This window comes from Sodalis praecaptivus (assembly GCF_000517425.1).
Classification (GTDB): Bacteria; Pseudomonadota; Gammaproteobacteria; order Enterobacterales; family Enterobacteriaceae; genus Sodalis_A; species Sodalis_A praecaptivus.
In genome coordinates this window covers 3,550,585-3,567,715 of sequence record NZ_CP006569.1, presented here as the reverse complement: position 1 = coordinate 3,567,715, position 17,131 = coordinate 3,550,585, and the positions used below count along the sequence as shown (strand labels likewise).

14 protein-coding genes are annotated in these 17,131 nt (G+C 58.4%); 7 read left to right on the top strand and 7 right to left on the bottom strand.

Features of this window, described 5'->3' with window-relative positions:
- Positions 1-6: 6 nt before the first annotated feature.
- The 3 genes from SANT_RS15925 to SANT_RS15915 all read right to left on the bottom strand — a co-directional run bounded on the left by SANT_RS15925 (position 7) and on the right by SANT_RS15915 (position 4,483).
- On the bottom strand, positions 7-1,725 hold the full coding sequence (locus tag SANT_RS15925) for an IlvD/Edd family dehydratase (RefSeq protein WP_025423262.1): 1,719 nt from the start codon (positions 1,723-1,725) through the stop codon (positions 7-9).
- A gap of 478 nt (positions 1,726-2,203) precedes the next feature.
- A complete protein-coding gene (locus tag SANT_RS15920) occupies positions 2,204-3,268 on the bottom strand; it encodes an alginate lyase family protein (RefSeq protein ID WP_025423261.1) in 1,065 nt (354 codons plus the stop codon).
- A 348-nt stretch (positions 3,269-3,616) separates the two neighbouring features.
- A complete protein-coding gene (locus SANT_RS15915; protein ID WP_025423260.1) occupies positions 3,617-4,483 on the bottom strand; it encodes an SDR family oxidoreductase in 867 nt (288 codons plus the stop codon).
- A gap of 233 nt (positions 4,484-4,716) precedes the next feature.
- On the opposite strand from SANT_RS15915, the gene SANT_RS15910 reads away from it, so the two are divergent.
- The gene (locus SANT_RS15910) at positions 4,717-5,352 is read left to right on the top strand and encodes a TetR family transcriptional regulator (RefSeq protein WP_025423259.1); all 636 of its coding nucleotides are present in this window, start codon (positions 4,717-4,719) and stop codon (positions 5,350-5,352) included.
- Between the two features lie 77 nt (positions 5,353-5,429).
- Here SANT_RS15910 and SANT_RS15905 read toward each other — a convergent pair whose 3' ends face one another.
- A complete protein-coding gene (locus SANT_RS15905; protein WP_025423258.1) occupies positions 5,430-6,344 on the bottom strand; it encodes an AraC family transcriptional regulator in 915 nt (304 codons plus the stop codon).
- Positions 6,345-6,621: 277 nt separating this feature from the next.
- Here SANT_RS15905 and SANT_RS15900 point away from each other — a divergent pair, with 277 nt between their 5' ends.
- The gene (locus SANT_RS15900) at positions 6,622-7,470 is read left to right on the top strand and encodes an oxidoreductase (protein WP_025423257.1); all 849 of its coding nucleotides are present in this window, start codon (positions 6,622-6,624) and stop codon (positions 7,468-7,470) included.
- Positions 7,471-7,688: 218 nt separating this feature from the next.
- Here the strand turns inward: SANT_RS15900 and SANT_RS15895 are convergent, their stop codons facing one another.
- The 3 genes from SANT_RS15895 to SANT_RS15885 form a co-directional block, all read right to left on the bottom strand.
- Positions 7,689-8,756 (bottom strand): hypothetical protein, encoded by a 1,068-nt coding sequence (locus SANT_RS15895; protein WP_025423256.1) that lies wholly within the window; start codon positions 8,754-8,756, stop codon positions 7,689-7,691.
- Between the two features lie 320 nt (positions 8,757-9,076).
- Positions 9,077-10,102, bottom strand: a complete 1,026-nt coding sequence (locus SANT_RS15890) for a LacI family DNA-binding transcriptional regulator (RefSeq protein WP_148296308.1) — start codon at positions 10,100-10,102, stop codon at positions 9,077-9,079.
- Between the two features lie 60 nt (positions 10,103-10,162).
- Complete coding sequence (locus SANT_RS15885; RefSeq protein ID WP_025423254.1) at positions 10,163-10,693, bottom strand: sugar isomerase; 531 nt, start codon at positions 10,691-10,693, stop codon at positions 10,163-10,165.
- Between the two features lie 221 nt (positions 10,694-10,914).
- Between SANT_RS15885 and SANT_RS15880 the strand changes: the two genes are divergently transcribed.
- From SANT_RS15880 to SANT_RS15860, 5 genes are read left to right on the top strand one after another with little or no spacing between them, the layout of a single operon-like run.
- Complete coding sequence (locus SANT_RS15880; RefSeq protein ID WP_025423253.1) at positions 10,915-11,949, top strand: NAD(P)-dependent alcohol dehydrogenase; 1,035 nt, start codon at positions 10,915-10,917, stop codon at positions 11,947-11,949.
- Positions 11,950-11,952: 3 nt separating this feature from the next.
- Positions 11,953-13,467, top strand: coding sequence for a xylulokinase (gene xylB, locus SANT_RS15875; RefSeq protein WP_025423252.1), 1,515 nt, complete (start codon positions 11,953-11,955; stop codon positions 13,465-13,467).
- Positions 13,464-14,969, top strand: a complete 1,506-nt coding sequence (locus SANT_RS15870) for a sugar ABC transporter ATP-binding protein (RefSeq protein ID WP_025423251.1) — start codon at positions 13,464-13,466, stop codon at positions 14,967-14,969. Before xylB ends, SANT_RS15870 begins: the two co-directional genes overlap by 4 nt.
- A gap of 35 nt (positions 14,970-15,004) precedes the next feature.
- Entirely contained in the window at positions 15,005-16,042 is a 1,038-nt protein-coding gene (locus SANT_RS15865) for an ABC transporter permease (protein ID WP_025423250.1), read from the top strand.
- Positions 16,043-16,097: 55 nt separating this feature from the next.
- The gene (locus tag SANT_RS15860) at positions 16,098-17,090 is read left to right on the top strand and encodes a substrate-binding domain-containing protein (RefSeq protein WP_237234696.1); all 993 of its coding nucleotides are present in this window, start codon (positions 16,098-16,100) and stop codon (positions 17,088-17,090) included.
- Positions 17,091-17,131 lie beyond the last annotated feature (41 nt).

Here is a 17,131-nt window from a genome sequence, read left to right as displayed (position 1 = left end):
TAGTCATTATTCAGGGTGCGGCTCACGTTTAATATGGCTGCCCGATTTGCCCGGCAGAAAGTTTAGGTCAGCGCCGGTGTGGGCCTGTTCGACGGACTGAATATACAGACTGGCGTACCCCCGCGGATAATCCGGCATTACCGGCCGCCAGCTCTCCCTACGCCGCGCCAGCTCGTTATCGCTGACATGCAACGTCAGACGGCGCTCATGGCAATTCAGTTCGATAAGGTCGCCGTTTTGCACCAGCGCCAATGTACCGCCCACGCAAGACTCTGGGCTGACATGCAGTACGATGGTGCCGAAAGCGGTGCCGGACATGCGCCCATCCGATATTCTGATCATATCCCGGACGCCCTGTTGAAGGAGCTTTAGCGGCAGACCGAAATTCCCCACCTCCGGCATCCCCGGATAGCCCTTGGGCCCGGCGCCTTTTAGCACCAGAATATCGTCGGCGGTCACATCCAGATCGGGGTCGTTGATGCGCTGGTTATACTCTTCGATATTCTCAAAGACCACCGCCCTGGCCTTGTGATTGAGCAGCGCGGGCGTGGCCGCGGAGGGTTTGATTACCGCGCCATCCGCGCACAGATTTCCTCGCAGAACGATAGTGCCTGCATCCTTGATAAAGGCGTGTTCAGCCGGGGCGATAATGCGCTGATTGAAGATAGCGGCATCGGCATAATTTGCGCTAAGCGTCTTGCCATTGCATTGCATAACCTTATCGTGCAGCTTATCGCGTAATTGGCTAATAACCGCCGGCACGCCGCCGGCGTAATAAAAGTCCTCCATCAGGTATTCCCCTGAGGGTTTGAGGTTGGCGAGCAGGGGAATGTTCTGACTTAATAGGTCGAAATCGTCCAGCGTTAGCGGTACTTCAATCCGACCGGCGATGGCGAGGAGATGCAGGATAAAGTTGGTCGACCCGCCAATCGCCGCGTTAACGATAATGGCATTCTCGAAGGCTTCCCGCGTGAGGATCCGCGACATGCGCAAGTCTTCTTGCACCATACCGACGATGCGGCGGCCAGACAAGCGCGCTGCGCGACGACGCGACGCGTCCACGGCGGGGATCGCCGCGGAGCCCGGCAAGGACATCCCCAGCGCCTCCACCATACAGGCCAGGGTGGACGCCGTGCCCATGGTATTACACGCCCCAGGGCTGCGCGACATGCCGTTTTCCGCTTCGTCAAACATCGATTGGCTTATGAGGCCGGCGCGTAAGTCTTCGCTGAATTTCCATAAATCAGTGCCCGAGCCGATATCGCGCCCCTGGTGTTTGCCGTTAAGCATGGGGCCGCCGCTGACGACCAGCGTCGGCAGATCGACGCTGGCGGCTCCCATTAGGCAGGCTGGCGTGGTTTTATCGCAGTTTGCCAGGATCACGACCCCATCAATCGGGTTGGCGCGGATAGATTCTTCTACGTCCATACTGGCGAGATTGCGGTACAACATCGTCGTCGGTTTCATTAACGCTTCCCCCAGCGACATGACGGGGAATTCAAATGCGATACCGCCAGCTTCCAGGACACCGTTTTTCACGTTGTCTGCCAGATCACGCAAGTGTGCATTACACGGGGTTAATTCCGACCAGGTATTACAAATACCAATAACCGGGCGCCCGTCAAAGGCATCATTGGGAAGCCCTTGGTTTTTTAACCAGCTTCTGGCAATAAACCCGGATTTATCCTTACGCCCAAACCACTCCTGGCTACGATACGTTTTCATTGCTACCCACACTTAGCACTCAGCCTCTAATGATGATGAGGGAGTGTGGCGGGGGCGGTTGTCATCCGTCAATAGCGCGCCCTGGCACGACAATTTAATGACTTTGTGAGCAGACGCCGGGGATATGGCCTAAGCGATCGCCGTTAACTTTTATCTATGAAAGCGCTGGCACGAGTTAGGCGCTAAATAAGCCAAAAAACGATTAAAAAACAGCGGGTAATGGGATATGCAGAAAAGATGACTTTTATAGGTAAAAGTGACTTTTAGCCCGTGAAATGCTGATTATGTGATCCAGATAGCAATAAATAGACCGTACGCCGTGCCTTCCCTTGACCACGAGACCTTGTCGCTATTCTCATCCAGGATTCAGCCGTTTTTTTATCACGCTCACTTTCCGGCGTTAAGACGGTTATTTGCGGCTCTAACATAACCTGTGTGGTCAAGAGCCGGGTGGGAAGGGCGCACGGCGGCGATGGCGCTACAAAAGCGGCGTTCCGTGCAGTGAAAAGGCGCCGGCGACAGACAGCGGCGGTTGGGGGGACAGCGCTTTGGCAACCGGCCCTAACGTGCGATCAAATAGCGTTGCGCTCCACAGCAGATCGCTGGCGTTGCGGGCGTCGAAATTCCCGGTAAACCCTTTTATTCCCGCGTTCGCCCGCGTCCGGTCGAATTTGACGCGAGAATGGACAAATTCTGGGTGCGTCTTCTCGCCGTTCACGTAGGGCAGCAGCCAGTGTATCGCTTGTGCCAGGGAGGCGCCGTTATCCGCCCGCCAATGATACCAATCCTCACCCTGTCCCCGGGCCGCCAGCGCGGCGTCCACCAGCGGTTGCAGATCGTAGACGACATAGTGCAACGCATCTCTGTCCTCGTAATCCACCGTCACGCCCGTTTTGGTCATGTTTCGGGCGATCTGTTGCCGGAAGAGGGCACGGGATTGGTCAAATAGCCTGGCGTTGTCGGTGGCAACGGCGATAAGCGTCAGCAATTTTATTCGGTGGCTCTGCCAGTTATTTCGCCAGATCATCGCCTGATTGGCCTGCGCGATGCGTCGTAGATAGCTATCGGCCCAGCGCGTCAGGAAACGGTCTACCGTCTGGCGCTCGCTTGCCGGTACCTGAGACCGGATGCGTTGCCAGGTTTCAACTAATTGACCGCATTGGGTTTCATCAATCGGATTGGCGGTGGGTTGCCAGGTTGTCACCCACGCCAGGACATAACGTCGCGCCTGGCGCAGCCCTTCCTCGCCATCGATTCCCGCCTGCCAGGCCAGGGCGTTTTTCAGCATTAACGGCAGATCTTTTTTTGCCTGTACGCTTTGGTCGTAAATACCGTGATGCGGTAACGTCCCCTCGGTATGCAAACGCGGGATCGGTTGTGGCTCATGGTGCCGGGCGTAAAGCACTGCGTGGTGTAACGATGACGTCTGGCGCTGTAAAGCGGAGGACGCCAGCGGCGTGGGTTGCGCCGCGTAACCCGCCAAGGCGGCCACCAGCGCCGCGGCCGTTAATATCCCGCGGCATAGCCGATATCGGATCATCATGATTCCTCCTTGTGCCGCCAACGGACCGATGCCGCCCGCAGCCCTGTTGTAGCTTTATAGCTTAAAGATAACCGATTACCCGCCATGGGCAACGACAGGATTTGGCCTTTTACCCCTGCACTGACGCACATCCGTGCTCCCCTGAACCGCCCGCGTCGGTGGTGGCAGCGGGCATACAAGGAAAGTGAGCGTGGGAGGGGCATGATGGCGAAAGGAAACGGCCGGTAGAGGTGCGGCACGTTTGCGGTAGAACAGGCAGGCTGCCCGTCTTGATACTCCCAGCGACCGGGTTACCCCGGTCCGCTGCGTCCCTGCGCCGCGCAAGCCTCCTCCGCCGATGTCGGGCTATTAGCCGGCGTAATAGTCAGGATCATCGAGCTCGGTAAGCAAGCTCGGGCCTGTGGGTTTCCAGCCCAGTAACGCGCGGGTGCGTGCGCTGGAGGCGGCCATGTCCGTTCCCGCCATGCCGGCGAACCAGCCGAAGTGTTCGCGCTCGCGGCTCCCCGCCGGCAACCCCAACCGGCGGCCAACTGCCGCCGCAATCAGCCTGAACGGCACCTCTTCGTCGGCGACGGCGTGATAAACCGGTTCGGTGACGCCTTGCTCCAGCGCCAGACGGTAAACCCGCGCCGCATCCAGTCGATGCACGCCCGACCAGCAGTTCTGCCCGTTATCGAGCCAGGCGGAGATGCCTTTCTCTCGCGCCAGACGGGTCAGGATGGCGACAAAACCGTGGTCGCCCAGGCCATGAACCGACGAGGCGAGGCGAACGACAGCGGCATGGACACCGCGATCGGCCAGCGCGCGCGCCGCCGCTTCGGATTTTCGCGGTGCGACCGGGTTCGGCCGGTCATATTCTGTCGCCCCTCGCGGCAGCCCCGATAGACCGGTGGTCACCAGAAGCGGGCGATCGGTTCCCGCCAGGGCGCTGCCGAGCGTCTCAATCGCCAGCCGGTCCTGTTCGCAGCTTGCTACGAACCGGGAGAAATCGTGGTTGAAGGCGGTATGGATCACGGCGTCCGCCGCCGCCGCGGCTTCATGCAGTGCGTCAAGATCGTCCAGGGTTGCGCGCAGCGCCTGGGCGCCCGTGGCGGTAAGCGTCGCCGCCTTTTCATCGGAACGGACCTGCCCCGTCACCCGGTGGCCGGCACCGATGAGCTCCTGAACCACGGCAGAACCCACCCATCCTGATGCGCCAGTGACAAATACATGCATAACGAGAGTCTCCTGTAAGCAATGAAAACGTGCGTTTACTATGCCGCACGGACAGCTCGACATCCCGCCTTACGCGTCGGACAGACGGCCGTTGGCGAGCGTGCGGAGGTCCTCCAGAGAGTCCGGTTGGTAAAAAGCGGCAAAAAAGAAAGCGAGTAATTCCTCACATTGTTATAATGCGATGTATTACTCGTATTTGCTATTCGCATTCTTTTTTGGATGACATCGCTATCATGACCCAGCGCCAGACCGCGCGTATTTCCTCAAGAAAACACCCCAAACAGGCGCGCTCGACGGAGCTGGTCGCCGCTATTTTACAGGCCGCCACTCAGGTTTTGGCCGAGGAAGGCGCCCAGCGCTTTACCACCGCCCGGGTCGCCGAGAAAGCCGGCGTCAGCATTGGGTCCCTGTATCAGTATTTCCCCAACAAAGCGGCGATTCTGTTTCGCCTACAGTTTGATGAGTGGCAGCAAACCACGGAAATGTTGCGTCGTATCCTGGAAGATGGCGGCCGACCGCCGCTGGAGAGGCTGCGCATCCTGGTCCATAGCTTTATTCAGTCCGAGTGTGAGGAGGCCGCGATGCGCGTGGCGCTGAATGATGCCGCCCCTCTGTATCGCGATGCGCCCGAAGCGCAGCAGGCGAAAGCCGCGGGTGATGACGTTTTTCAGGCCTTTATGCGGGAAGTGCTGCCCGACGCTTCGCAGGACACCCTCACTCAGGCGAGGGAGTTGATCACCACCACGTTGAGCACGGTAGGGCACGCCGTTTCGGAAAACGCGCGCTCGGCGGCGGCGATAAACCGTTTTGCCGATGCAATGGCGGATATGTTCTGCGCCTGGCTCAGATCGCTGGGCGCGCGGCGATAGCGGATGCCGGCGAAATCGCTTCCTCGATGTTGGGTATCCGGCGCAGCGGCGGGGCTGCCGGCGCATCCCGATGTAAGCTAGACCGGCGGCAGCAGGGCGAATGTCGCTTTCATTTCCCGGGCTTCTTCCCCCGGGCTGCGGCCGAAAAAACGCCGGAATTCACGATTAAATTGCGACGGGCTTTCATAACCCACTTTAAAGGCCGCCGATGCGGCGCTCAGGTCGTCCCGAATCATAAGTAAGCGCGCCTGATTCAGGCGCACGGATTTGATGTATTGCAACGGCGAGGTACCGGTGACGGCTTTGAAACGTTTGTGGAAAGCGGGAACGCTGAGCCCGGCGTCCTCGGCCAACGTGGCGACGGACAGGGCGCGGGGATAGTCGTGATGAATGCGCTGCAACGATTTGGCGATACGGGCAAAATGCCCTTGATGCGCCAGCGCCGCCCTGAGCGCATTGCCCCGTTCCCCTACCAATACGCGATAATACAGTTCACGTACGATCTGTGGGCCGATGAGGCGCGCTTCTTCCGGCGCGGCCAGCGCCCGCAGCAGGCGTAATGTGGTATCGGCCAGCGCTTCATCCAGCGGCGTGGAGATAATCCCTTCAGGGGCATCGCTGGCCCGCGCCCCGGGTCTGTCGAGCGCCATGACCAGCTCTGATAGCACCGTCATGTTCAGGGCTATCGCTACCGCCAGCAGGGGGCGCTGCGGGCTGGCTTCCGTTTCCGTGGAAAAGGGCAACGGCACGGACAGCACCAGATAATGATGCTGATCGTAGTGATACACCTTATCCGCCAGATACCCCCGCTTGCGGCCTTGGCAGACGATCACGATGCAGGGTTCATACAGCACCGGGGTACGCTCAAGGGGACGTTCAGCCCGCATAAACTGCACCCCCTCAAGCAATGAGCGAGTGTAACCCTCGGCGGGGGCCAGTTTATTTAGTAGCGCCGCCATTTGGCGCGGTATCGTGGCGACCGGTTCTCGCATGCTCCCTCCATTCCAATCACTTTCAGACCAGGATTGCCGCGCTGAAAAGCGTATTTCATTTCCTGTACGAAGAGTATCAGGCAATCAATGAAGAGAAATACGCCTTTTCGCGTCGGTTCTGCCTGTCTACCCTTTAACTCAGCGGCGTTGTTCGGGGTGCAGCCGGCCTGCCGCGGCCGAATGGGGCCGCCGCTAATGCCACAAAGGCGTTCGGCGCGCGCAACGCGGTACGCCCGCACCTTTACGCGCTCTATCACCCAGTCAGGAGATTAATTCGATGCCTAATAAAACATGGCTAATAACCGGAGCCGGCCGCGGGCTGGGCGCCCAACTCGCGCAGACCGTCCTCGCGGCCGGGGACAATGTTGTCGCGACCGCGCGCGATAGCGAAGCCGCCCGCGCTACGTATCCGGCCCATACTGACCGGCTACTGCTACAGAGCCTGGACGTCACCGACGCCACCGGGCCACAACGGGTAGTTGACGCCGCCGTCGAACGCTTCGGCGCCGTTGATGTGCTGGTGAATAATGCGGGATACGGTCATCTCGGTCTTTTTGAAGAAGCCGCCGAAGAAGATGTGCAGCGTCAGCTCGAGACCAACGTCGCGGGGATGATGCGGATGACGCGGGCGATACTGCCGATGCTGCGGTCGCAGCGCTCGGGCCATATCATCAACATCGGCTCAATCGCAGGGCTGGCTGATTTCGATTTTTGTACCCTTTACGGCATGTCCAAGTTTGCGGTGGAAGGGTTCAGCGTCAATCTGGCGCGCGACCTGGCCCCGTTCGGTATCCACGTCACCGTCGTCGAGCCGGGCTATTTCCGCACTGACTTTCTCGATGCCAGCTCGGTCCGCTATTCCGGCAATCCCATCGCGGATTACGATGACGTTAGAGCACAAACGGAGGCGCTGTATCAGGGATACAACCATAAGCAGCCAGGGGATCCGGCGAAATTTGGCCCGGCCATTCTTCGTCTGGCGAACGAGAAAACACCGCCCCGGCACTTGCTACTGGGCTCGGATGCCTTGGCGATAGTCCGCAAAGCGCTGACGGCGCGCCTGGCGGAGATGGATGCCTGGGAAAGCCTGTCGCTCTCGACCGATCATGATGATGTGGCGGGCTAACGGGGGAAGGGACTGATTAGCCTGGCGCTGTATTGCCGCTTATTGCCGCCGGCGGCAATAAGCGGTATTAGCGGTGTGATGGCCCCTCTCGCGCTGCCCTCTCACCGGCGCGCTTGCCACAACACTCGCATTCTCATGCGACCTGACGGACCGCTATGCTTGGTTGACATGTCGTATTAGCGCGGTGCCGGCTTGAAGGCAGTGCGGTGTGACGGCCGCTAGCCAAAACGCAAAAACACATGCTCCGGGAGCGGGTCCGATAAAGCGAAACTGGCGCGTCGGCTTTCTCCGCCGAAGGGAGCTTGCCGCGTCGTCTTTGGCTCCGCCGGCCGCTTATCAAAAACCCATTGCTCGCCGTCAAACTTTATCGGGAAGCCCGCTTTTTCCGGCAGGTGCAAATCATAGATTTCATAGATGAGATGTTCGCTTGGGTGCCGTTTAACCCGTACAGGGATAAGTTTGCCATTCATTTCGACATATCTCACGCGGTGGAAATGCTTGCCCCTATTTTTTCTTTGCGTGCGGTATATCTTCCCGGCACCGTATTTCCGCCGGTTATGATTAGTTAAGGGGACGTAAACGCGGTTCGCCTCTTTTTCGATACTGATGCTTTCAAGGTATTTTCGCTCAGCATCGGTATAAAGAGGGTACGCGCCGCCCTGGCCGCTGCCCTGGCCGCTGCGCTGTAATGAGAGCGCGTGCCGCTTCACGATCGCCATCGCGTTACCCTCCTGGCCGTGAGAGGGCGCGTGGTGCCGCAGGGGGCGCTGGGAGGCATCGAACAGGTCAGGTTCCGACATTCCCGACTGGCCCGCGCCGAGGGCAACTCGCCGCCGGGGCAGATCTTGCGCGCCGCCCAGTCCCGCGAGTAAACCGACGCCCATCAGCAGACCGGCGACGCTTTTAAGCGTAACCGTAAACGGCCTGCTTATTCCTCCTTCCTGGTGTTGTCTGACCCGACGAACCGTCTGCGCCACCGGCCGAGGGGGGGCGACATTTTCCGGCGCCGGGGGATCTTTTTGGCAGAGATCTTCATTAATTCGCCGCCAGGCGGTGGCACCGTGCCACAGACCGCCCCACCGGCCCGGCAAGCGCTTGGGCTCCTCCTGTTGATACCGTTTTGGCGCGGCAACCGGCGCCTGGCGAGAATGCGCAAGCGGCAGAATAAAATCTGCCTTTTCTGCGATGGCGGCTGGATGTGTTTCAATGTTCTCTGCTGCACTGAGAGCAACCTTATGAAAGGTGATGTGCGGATGACTCAATACGAGGGAAGTGATGATGGGCATCGATAATCTCCTGCATAGTGTATTTGAGGGATGGGTCATTGCACCGTGCTGCGAAGATAGTATTAATCCCTTCTAAGAGTAAGGAAAAGGCTAAAAGCGCTTACTAACAAGTTATTGCTGAAGGCAGCACAGCCGCGGCGCGTCCCGTCGCGCAGAGCAACGCCGCTCGGCGGTGGATGACAATGCGGGGGGGGGCGCCAGGAGGAAACCGGTGCGGGACGGGCCGCCTGCGCCGCGGGGTGAGTGGGCGCCGGGCCGGCCGGGAACGTTTCCCTTGCGTGCTGGACAACCGCCATGACCAACGGCGGATCCGCGCGGCGTCACACCATCATTTTACCGCGAATGATCACTTTGCCCGGTTTGATTTGGCTATCCGCGGCGCGGCGCACCGCCAGATTAATTGCTTGCCAAGCCATCTCATTTAAATCGTGGGAAATACAGGGGAAATTGAAACCGAATACCGCGGCATGGGGAATTTCATCTATGCTGAAGACGCTAACGTCCTGCATCGGCCGCAATCGATGGTCAATACAGGATTTTATAATACCCTGCGAGATCTGGTTATTACAGCCTACGAAATAATCCGGCGCCGGCTGATGATTGAGATAATCCGTGGTGACCTGCCAGGCCACATCCATATAAAAGTCGGCATACAAAATATCCAGGTGCGCTATTTTGCCCTGCAGGGCGGCGCTTACGCCGGTCACCCTTTCACGGGCGACATTCGAGTCGTCTGGACCGGAGACCACCACCACCCGCTGGGCCTGCTGCTCCTGCAAAAACCGGCCCGCCTGCAGGCCGCAATCGAGATTATCGATATAAACGCCGCTGCATGAGGCGATATCAAGCTCGCGGTCTACCAGAATGACCGGAATATTCAGCAACGCCAGCCGCTCAAAGTATGCCGGCCGATAATTCTGGTCGGCGGAGATGACCGATAACACTATCGCATCCACGCCGTAGCCAATCAGCTTGTCGATGATGCGGTTTTCCTGCTCTTGGGATTCCCACGAATCGAAGACCAGCGTGTCATAGCCGGCCTTTTGCGCTTCAAGCGTCATCAGCTTGGTCAGCTTACCGAAGAAGGGGTTGCCCATATCGGGATTGACAATGCCGATGGTCTTACTGGCTCGGGCGCGCAGATTTCGCGCCGCCGTGTTCACAACGTAGCCCATCTCTTCCGCGGTCTCCAGCACCCGCCTAAGCGTATCCGGATGGACTTTCTCCGGATGGGAAAACGCGCGTGATACGGTGATTTTGCTGACGTTGGACTGCGCGGCTACGCTTGCAAGCGTAGCCTTGACCTTCCTACCTGGCGCCAATTTACGCTCCCGTGTCGTTATCATTTTGTATCATTAGACTATCATGACATATCCCTTCGCCGGAAGCGAATGATCTTGCCGCTTTTACGCTACGCGCCGTACGCGCGGGTCGGTAAAAATATCGAGATCGTCCCGGCTTTCCGATGAGAATTCAGAGACGACCGCGCCCTGCGCGCCGGCCTGGAACCAATGGCGGGTATTGGGCGCAATGGTGTATTGCTCGCCCGCGCGCAGCACGAGATAGCGTTGACAACGGTACCATTCTTCATCGCCAGCCGGCGGCGCGACCTCACCGTGGTTCAGCGCCAGCGCGGGGTCGTCGACAAATAAATACACCTCTCCCCAGCGGCAACGGAAGGTTTCCTGTTTCCCCGGGGTGCCGTTGAACGGCGGATGTAAATGTTCCGGGCAGGTTTGTCCGGGAAACAGCACCAGCTCCTTTGCGCAATAGCGTGGCGAATTGAAATAGGTTAACAACTGTAGGCCGGACAAGGGATAACCTGGCAGACCGAATTCCGCGATTTCGATTTTTTCCTTTTCCGCTTCGGTGATAACCATGCCCGCTTCTTGCAGCATGGTTGCCGTTTTTTCCCGTGCTTTTTCGTGAGTTGTCATGATCTCCTCCAGGAGGGTGAATGTTATCGGTATCATTGAAAAAAGCCGTTGCCACCGCTTATGCGCGGCGTGTTCGGCTATTATTACGGCCAAAATAATCTTGATGTTTACAAATTTCCTCATTTTTTAACGCGCTTCACACATTTTCGGCGATAACTCATTTACTATCCGCCGCATGCGAATGATATCGATATCATAAAAATGATCAGGAGAAACGTGTGATGAAAGCATTAGTGCTTGAAGAAGCGGGAAAAATCTCTATCCAGGATCGCGAATTCAACGAGCAGCCTGGCGACGACGAGGTGCTGATAAAAATCCACTCTGTCGGCATTTGCGGCAGCGACGTCCATTACTACCAGCATGGCCGCATCGGCCCGTTCGTGGTCAAAGCGCCGATGGTACTGGGTCACGAAGCCGCCGGCGTCGTACTGGCGGTGGGGAAGAATGTCCACCATTTACGCCAGGGCGATCGCGTTTGTATGGAGCCTGGGATCCCCGATATGCAATCCGCCCAATCCCGCGCCGGCATTTATAACCTGGACCCGGCGGTACGTTTCTGGGCCACGCCGCCGATTGATGGCTGTCTGCGGGAAACGGTGGTGCATCCGGCGGCGTTCACCTTCAAATTGCCGGACAACGTCAGCTTTACCGAAGGCGCAATGGTGGAGCCGCTGGCCATTGGTATGCATGCCGCTACCAAGGCCGGCATTAAACCCGGCGATATCGCGCTGGTCATCGGCGCCGGTCCCATCGGGGTGGTGACGGCCCTTGCCGCGCTGGCGGGCGGGTGTTCCGATGTCATTATCTGCGATTTGTTCGAGGAAAAATTAAAGGTCGCCGAACGCTACCCGGGCCTGCACGCGGTCAATATCAAAACCGGCAATCTGGCGGAGAAAGTCGCCGCCCTGACCTCCGGCAACGGCGCGGATGTGATATTTGAGTGCAGCGGAGCGAAACAGGCTATCGCGAGCATCAGCGACCATGTCGCCCCCGGCGGTACCGCGGTGCTGGTCGGTATGCCCATTGATGCGTCGCCGATGGATATCGTCGCCGCGCAGGCGAAAGAAGTCACCTTCAAGACCATTTTCCGCTATGCCAACATGTATCCCCGCACGCTGCGGCTGCTGAGCGCCGGCAAACTGAAGGTGCAGCCGTTGATTTCGCAGACCTATAAGTTCAACGACGCCGTCGAGGCGTTCGACCGCGCCGCCTCGGGCAATCCGGGCGATATCAAAATCATGCTGGAAATGGAGTGACACATGGCGCTCTTTGCCGGTATCGACTGCGGTACGCAGGGGACGAAGGTGGTGATCGTCGATGACGACAGCGGAAGGATCCTCGGTGAAGGAAGCGCCCCGCATCCGCTGATAAGCGATGCCTCCGGCCGACGTGAGCAGCAGGCGCAGTGGTGGGTCGACGCGCTAATGAGCGCCTTCAAGCGGGCCGTCGATGCGGCGGCGGTCAATCCGGCGGATATCCAGGGGCTGGCCGTGTCGGGCCAGCAGCACGGTTTCGTGGCGCTGGACGCTGCGGGCGACGTTCTGCATACGGTCAAGCTGTGGTGCGATACCGAAACCGCGCCGGAGAACGACTGGCTGCTGGAGCAGCTCGGCGGTATCAGCGGCTCGCTGGCGCGGCTCGGGCTGATGGTGGCGACGGGCTATACCGCGTCCAAAATCGTCTGGTTCAAGCAGCATCACCCGGAACTGTGGCAGCGGCTGGCCACGGTATTGCTGCCCCACGATTACCTCAATTTTTGGTTAACGGGGCAGCGCGTGGCCGAATACGGCGATGCCTCCGGCAGCGGTTTGTTCGATATTCGCAACCGCTGTTGGGATCGCTTCGTCGTGGATCGCATCGACAGCAGCGGCCGGCTGTGGCGGGCGCTGCCGCCGCTGGTCAGCGCTGAAACCTGCATAGGCGGGGTGACGGCCGCGGCGGCGGAAAGGCTGGGACTGACGCCGGGTACGCCGGTGGCCAGCGGCGGCGGCGATAATATGATGGCGGCGATCGGCACCGGCAATATCCAGCCGGGGATCCTGACCATGAGCCTGGGAACGTCGGGCACGCTGTTTGCCTGCGCGGATGCGCCGGTGGTGGCGGATTCCGAGATGATTGCCGGTTTCTGCTCCAGCACCAACGGCTGGTTGCCGCTTATCTGCACCATGAACGTCACCTCCGCCAGCGGCGCGGTGCAGAAATTGCTCGATATGGACGTCAACGCCTTCAATCGGGCGCTGGGGCAGGCGGAACCGGGTGCCGGCGGCATGTTGATGCTGCCGTTCTTCAACGGCGAACGGGTACCGCAACTGCCCGCGGCCAAGGCCAGTCTGCACAATCTGGATGCGGATAATTTTACCGCCGCCAATCTCTGTTTGGCGGTGGTGGAAAGCGCCACTTATGGACTGCGTTTCGGAATGGACTTGTTCCGCCAGCAGGGGATCGCGGTCACGGAAATCCGCCTGACCGGCGGCGGCGCCCGCAGCGCGCGCTGGCGGCAGATTGTGGCGGACGTCATGAACTGTCCGGTGGTGTGTCCGGTGGAGAAAGAAGCCGCCGCATTGGGCGCGGCTATCCAGGCCATTTGGTCCGTACGCGTAGCGCAACAGCCGCAGCGTCCGGCTCGCGAGCAGTTACAGGCACTGTGCGAGCGCTTCGTCCATCTGGACGAGGACAGCCGTTGCCGCCCCGACCCAGCGCGTCAGCAGCGCTATGGCGAGCTTTATCCGCGCTATCTGCGTCTGCTGCAACACGAATATGAGGTAGGCCTATGAGCCAGGAACACGCCGGCGGCGAAGCGGCCTATTTGTTGGAAGTCACGGGGGTAAGGAAAAGCTTTGGCCCCGTGGTGGCGCTGAAAAACGCCGAGTTTTGTCTGCGGCGAGGGTCGATTCATGCCCTGTGCGGCGGCAACGGCGCCGGCAAATCCACTTTTCTCAGCATTTTGATGGGTTTCATTCAGCCGGACGGCGGCGATATTTTTATCAACGGTAAACGCTGTGAGTTTTCCCATCCGAAAGAGGCCCTGGAAGCGGGCGTCGCCATCGTCCAGCAGGAGCTGAGCGCGATCCCCGACCTGACGGTTGCGGAAAATATCTGGCTGGGACGCGAGCCGCGCCGGCTCGGTTTTGTCGATTTCGGCAAAATGAATCAACAGACCGCGGCGCTGCTCGACGATTTGCAGTTCGCCCTGTCGCCGACGGAGAAAATGCGTAATCTCAGCGTGGCCGAACAGCAATTGGTGGAAATTGCCAAGGCGCTGTCCCATGCCGATGCCGATATTATCATCATGGACGAACCCACCTCGGCGATAGGTGAAGAGGACGTGCAGAAGATTTTCCAGGTCATTACCCGCCTGGCACAGAGGGGAAAAGGCATCATTTACGTCTCCCACCGTCTGTCCGAAATCTTTCAAATTGCCGACAGCTATACCATTTTTCGCGACGGCGCCTACATCCATGAGGGGTTCCTGCGCGACATCACGCGTGAACAGCTGATTGAGCACATCATCGGCGGGGAGTTCAAGGACGAGTTCGCCAAATTCAACCAACCGGGCGAAGACGTGATCATGGAGGTGAAAAACCTCAGCTGGGGCAGCAAGATCCGCGATATCAGCCTCACGCTCAAGCGGGGGGAAATTCTCGGCATCTATGGTCTGGTCGGCTCCGGGCGCAGCGAATTCCTCGATTTGATTTTCGGCATCAAGCATGCCGACAGCGGATCGGTGGTTATCGGCGACAGACAGCTTGCCCGTCATTCGCCCAAAGAGTCCATCGCCAGCGGCATCGCCTACGTGACCGAAGATCGCAAGGAGACCGGCCTGGTGCTGTGCCGATCGGTTATGGAAAACATCAACATCGCCTCGTTTACCGCCATCAGCCGCGGCGGCTTTATTAACGATAGGCTGGAGCGGCAACGTTCAGCGGAGATGATTAAAAGGTTTAACGTCAAAACGCCGGACGGAGACCATATCGTCGGCAACTTAAGCGGCGGTAATCAGCAGAAAGTGGTGCTCGGGCGTTGGGCGCTGCTTGACCCACAGGTCTTGTTGCTGGATGAGCCCACGCGCGGGATCGACGTGGGCGCCAAAAAAGAGATCTACCGTTTTATGTCCGAATTCGCGTTGAAGGATAAAGGCATCATCATGGTGTCCTCCGAACTGCCCGAAATCATCGGCATGAGCGACAGAATCATCGTATTTAAAGACGGCCGTCTGGCGGGGGAAGTACAGGCCGGGCAGTCTACTCAGGCGGAATTGATGAAGCTGGCGGTTTAAAGCCGGCATAATTTACCTTAACGAGAACCTTCATTATGGACAGTACGCATTCACTGACCCAGGGGCTGACGTTTATTGCGCGCAATAAGCGGCGCCTGCACAAATACGGCATTATCATCGCGTTTTTTGTTCTATGCCTTGTCGTGACCATTATTGGTGAGGTTCAGGTGGCGAACGGCGCCTGGAGTAATAATTATTTTCTCAGCAATGAAAATATGCTGATCGTATTACGCCAGATTTCAATTAACGGCATTCTGGCCATCGGTATGACGTTTGTGATTATTACCGCAGGCGTCGATCTGTCCGTTGGTTCGGTGCTGGCGCTGAGCGGTATTGTGGCGGCGCGATTCGCCACCACCAATAGCGGCCTATCGATAGGCGACAGCGCCCACGCGCTCATTATGCCGATGCTGGTGGCGCTGGCCATCGGTATCGTCTGCGGCCTTATCAACGGCACTATCCTGGCGCGCTACCGGTTGCAGCCGTTTATCGTCACCATGGGCATGCTCTCGGCGGCGCGCGGTCTGGCGCTGCTGACCACCGATGGCAACCCGGTCTCGCAATTGAATTCGGATTTTCGCTGGCTGGGCAATGGCTACGTACTGGGGATTCCGGTACCGGTCATCCTGTTTATCGCCATATTCGCCCTAGGCTGGGTGCTGTTGAATAAAACCCTATTTGGACGCTATGTCTATGCCGTTGGCGGCAATCAGAAGAGCGCCCGTACCTCGGGCATCAGCGTGGTGAAAATCAAAGTCCTGGTCTACACCCTGTGCGGCGCGCTGGCGGGTATCGCCGGTCTTATTCTGACCGCCCGCACCGGCTCTGCGCAGACCAGCGCAGGGGCCGCCTACGAGCTGGACGCCATTGCGGCCGTGGTGATTGGCGGCACCAGTATGGCGGGCGGCGTCGGTACGCTGGTCGGTACCTTCTTCGGTATTTTAATTATCGGCGTAATGAATAACGGGCTTGACCTGCTGGGGGTGCAGTCTTACTACCAGCAGATTATCAAAGGCGCATTAATCGTTGTGGCGGTATTGCTCGACCCATCGCGCAAGCAACAGCGCGATTAAAACACAAATAACTTCACGCGGTTTCCCTACATGACCAGGAGCTACCATGAATAAGATGACAAAAATAGCGTTACTGACCTCAAGCCTGTTTTTTGCCAATAGCGTTGTGGCTCAGGCCGCGCCGGTAAAAATCGCCGTATTGATGTATGGCATGAAAGCGGAGTTTGTTCAGTTGATGGAGAAAGCGGCGAAAGAGCATCCGGCGGTGAAAAGCGGTGATGTTCAATTGACCATGTACGATGGCCGTTATGATCCGATGGTGCAAAATAACCAGGCCGAAACCGCTATTCAGACCCATGCTGATGCCATCATCATCAACCCCATGGACTACGAGGCCAACATCGACGTGGTCACTATGGCCAACGAGGCAAAAATCCCGGTTATCGTCACCAACGCCCGTTTGAATACCGACAAAATGACCTCCGAGGTGGTTTCGGACGATGTGTTGGGCGGCTATTTGGAAGCCAAGTCCGTGCTGAACAAGATGAACTGTAAAGGCAACGTGGTCATTATCGAAGGTCCGAAAGGGGGCAGCGGCGAAATCCAGCGCGGCCAGGGCAACGATAAAGCTATCGCCGAGTGCGGTGCGGGCAATATCAAGATCCTCGAGCGCAAAACCGCCAACTGGTCGCGCGCGGAAGCGCTGCCTTTGATGGAAAACTGGTTGCAGAAACATAAAGGCCAGATCAACGGCGTTATCGCACAGAACGACGAGATGGCGCTGGGCGCTATCGAGGCTATTAAAGGCGCCAATCTGAACGTGAAAGATTTTGCCATTGCCGGCGTTGACGGTGTTTCCGATGCGATTCGCGCGGTGCAGGCGGGCGAGATGGTTTCGATTCTGCAGGACGCGCACGCGCAAATGCAGGGCTCCATTGACGTCGCGCTGCACGCGGTAAAAGGCGACAGCTACCAGCCTCAATCGGATATCTGGAAACAGTATGCAGGTAAAATGAACTGGGACGGCGGCAAAGCCAAACGCTATTCCGTACCCTGGACCGAAGTTACGCCGCAAAATGCCGCTCAACTGCTGGACGCGCGTAAATAATAAACCGCGGGCCAGGCATGTGGCCTGACCCGCAGGGCGTT

Excerpts from the sequence above, each read along its gene's own strand:
- SANT_RS15925 (WP_025423262.1), bottom strand. The coding sequence starts at position 1,725 with ATGAAAACGTATCGTAGCCAGGAGTGGTTTGGGCGTAAGGATAAATCC.
- SANT_RS15920 (WP_025423261.1), bottom strand. The coding sequence starts at position 3,268 with ATGATGATCCGATATCGGCTATGCCGCGGGATATTAACGGCCGCGGCG.
- SANT_RS15915 (WP_025423260.1), bottom strand. The coding sequence starts at position 4,483 with ATGCATGTATTTGTCACTGGCGCATCAGGATGGGTGGGTTCTGCCGTG.
- SANT_RS15910 (WP_025423259.1), top strand. The coding sequence starts at position 4,717 with ATGACCCAGCGCCAGACCGCGCGTATTTCCTCAAGAAAACACCCCAAA.
- SANT_RS15905 (WP_025423258.1), bottom strand. The coding sequence starts at position 6,344 with ATGCGAGAACCGGTCGCCACGATACCGCGCCAAATGGCGGCGCTACTA.
- SANT_RS15900 (WP_025423257.1), top strand. The coding sequence starts at position 6,622 with ATGCCTAATAAAACATGGCTAATAACCGGAGCCGGCCGCGGGCTGGGC.
- SANT_RS15895 (WP_025423256.1), bottom strand. The coding sequence starts at position 8,756 with ATGCCCATCATCACTTCCCTCGTATTGAGTCATCCGCACATCACCTTT.
- SANT_RS15890 (WP_148296308.1), bottom strand. The coding sequence starts at position 10,102 with ATGATAACGACACGGGAGCGTAAATTGGCGCCAGGTAGGAAGGTCAAG.
- SANT_RS15885 (WP_025423254.1), bottom strand. The coding sequence starts at position 10,693 with ATGACAACTCACGAAAAAGCACGGGAAAAAACGGCAACCATGCTGCAA.
- SANT_RS15880 (WP_025423253.1), top strand. The coding sequence starts at position 10,915 with ATGAAAGCATTAGTGCTTGAAGAAGCGGGAAAAATCTCTATCCAGGAT.
- xylB (WP_025423252.1), top strand. The coding sequence starts at position 11,953 with ATGGCGCTCTTTGCCGGTATCGACTGCGGTACGCAGGGGACGAAGGTG.
- SANT_RS15870 (WP_025423251.1), top strand. The coding sequence starts at position 13,464 with ATGAGCCAGGAACACGCCGGCGGCGAAGCGGCCTATTTGTTGGAAGTC.
- SANT_RS15865 (WP_025423250.1), top strand. The coding sequence starts at position 15,005 with ATGGACAGTACGCATTCACTGACCCAGGGGCTGACGTTTATTGCGCGC.
- SANT_RS15860 (WP_237234696.1), top strand. The coding sequence starts at position 16,098 with ATGACAAAAATAGCGTTACTGACCTCAAGCCTGTTTTTTGCCAATAGC.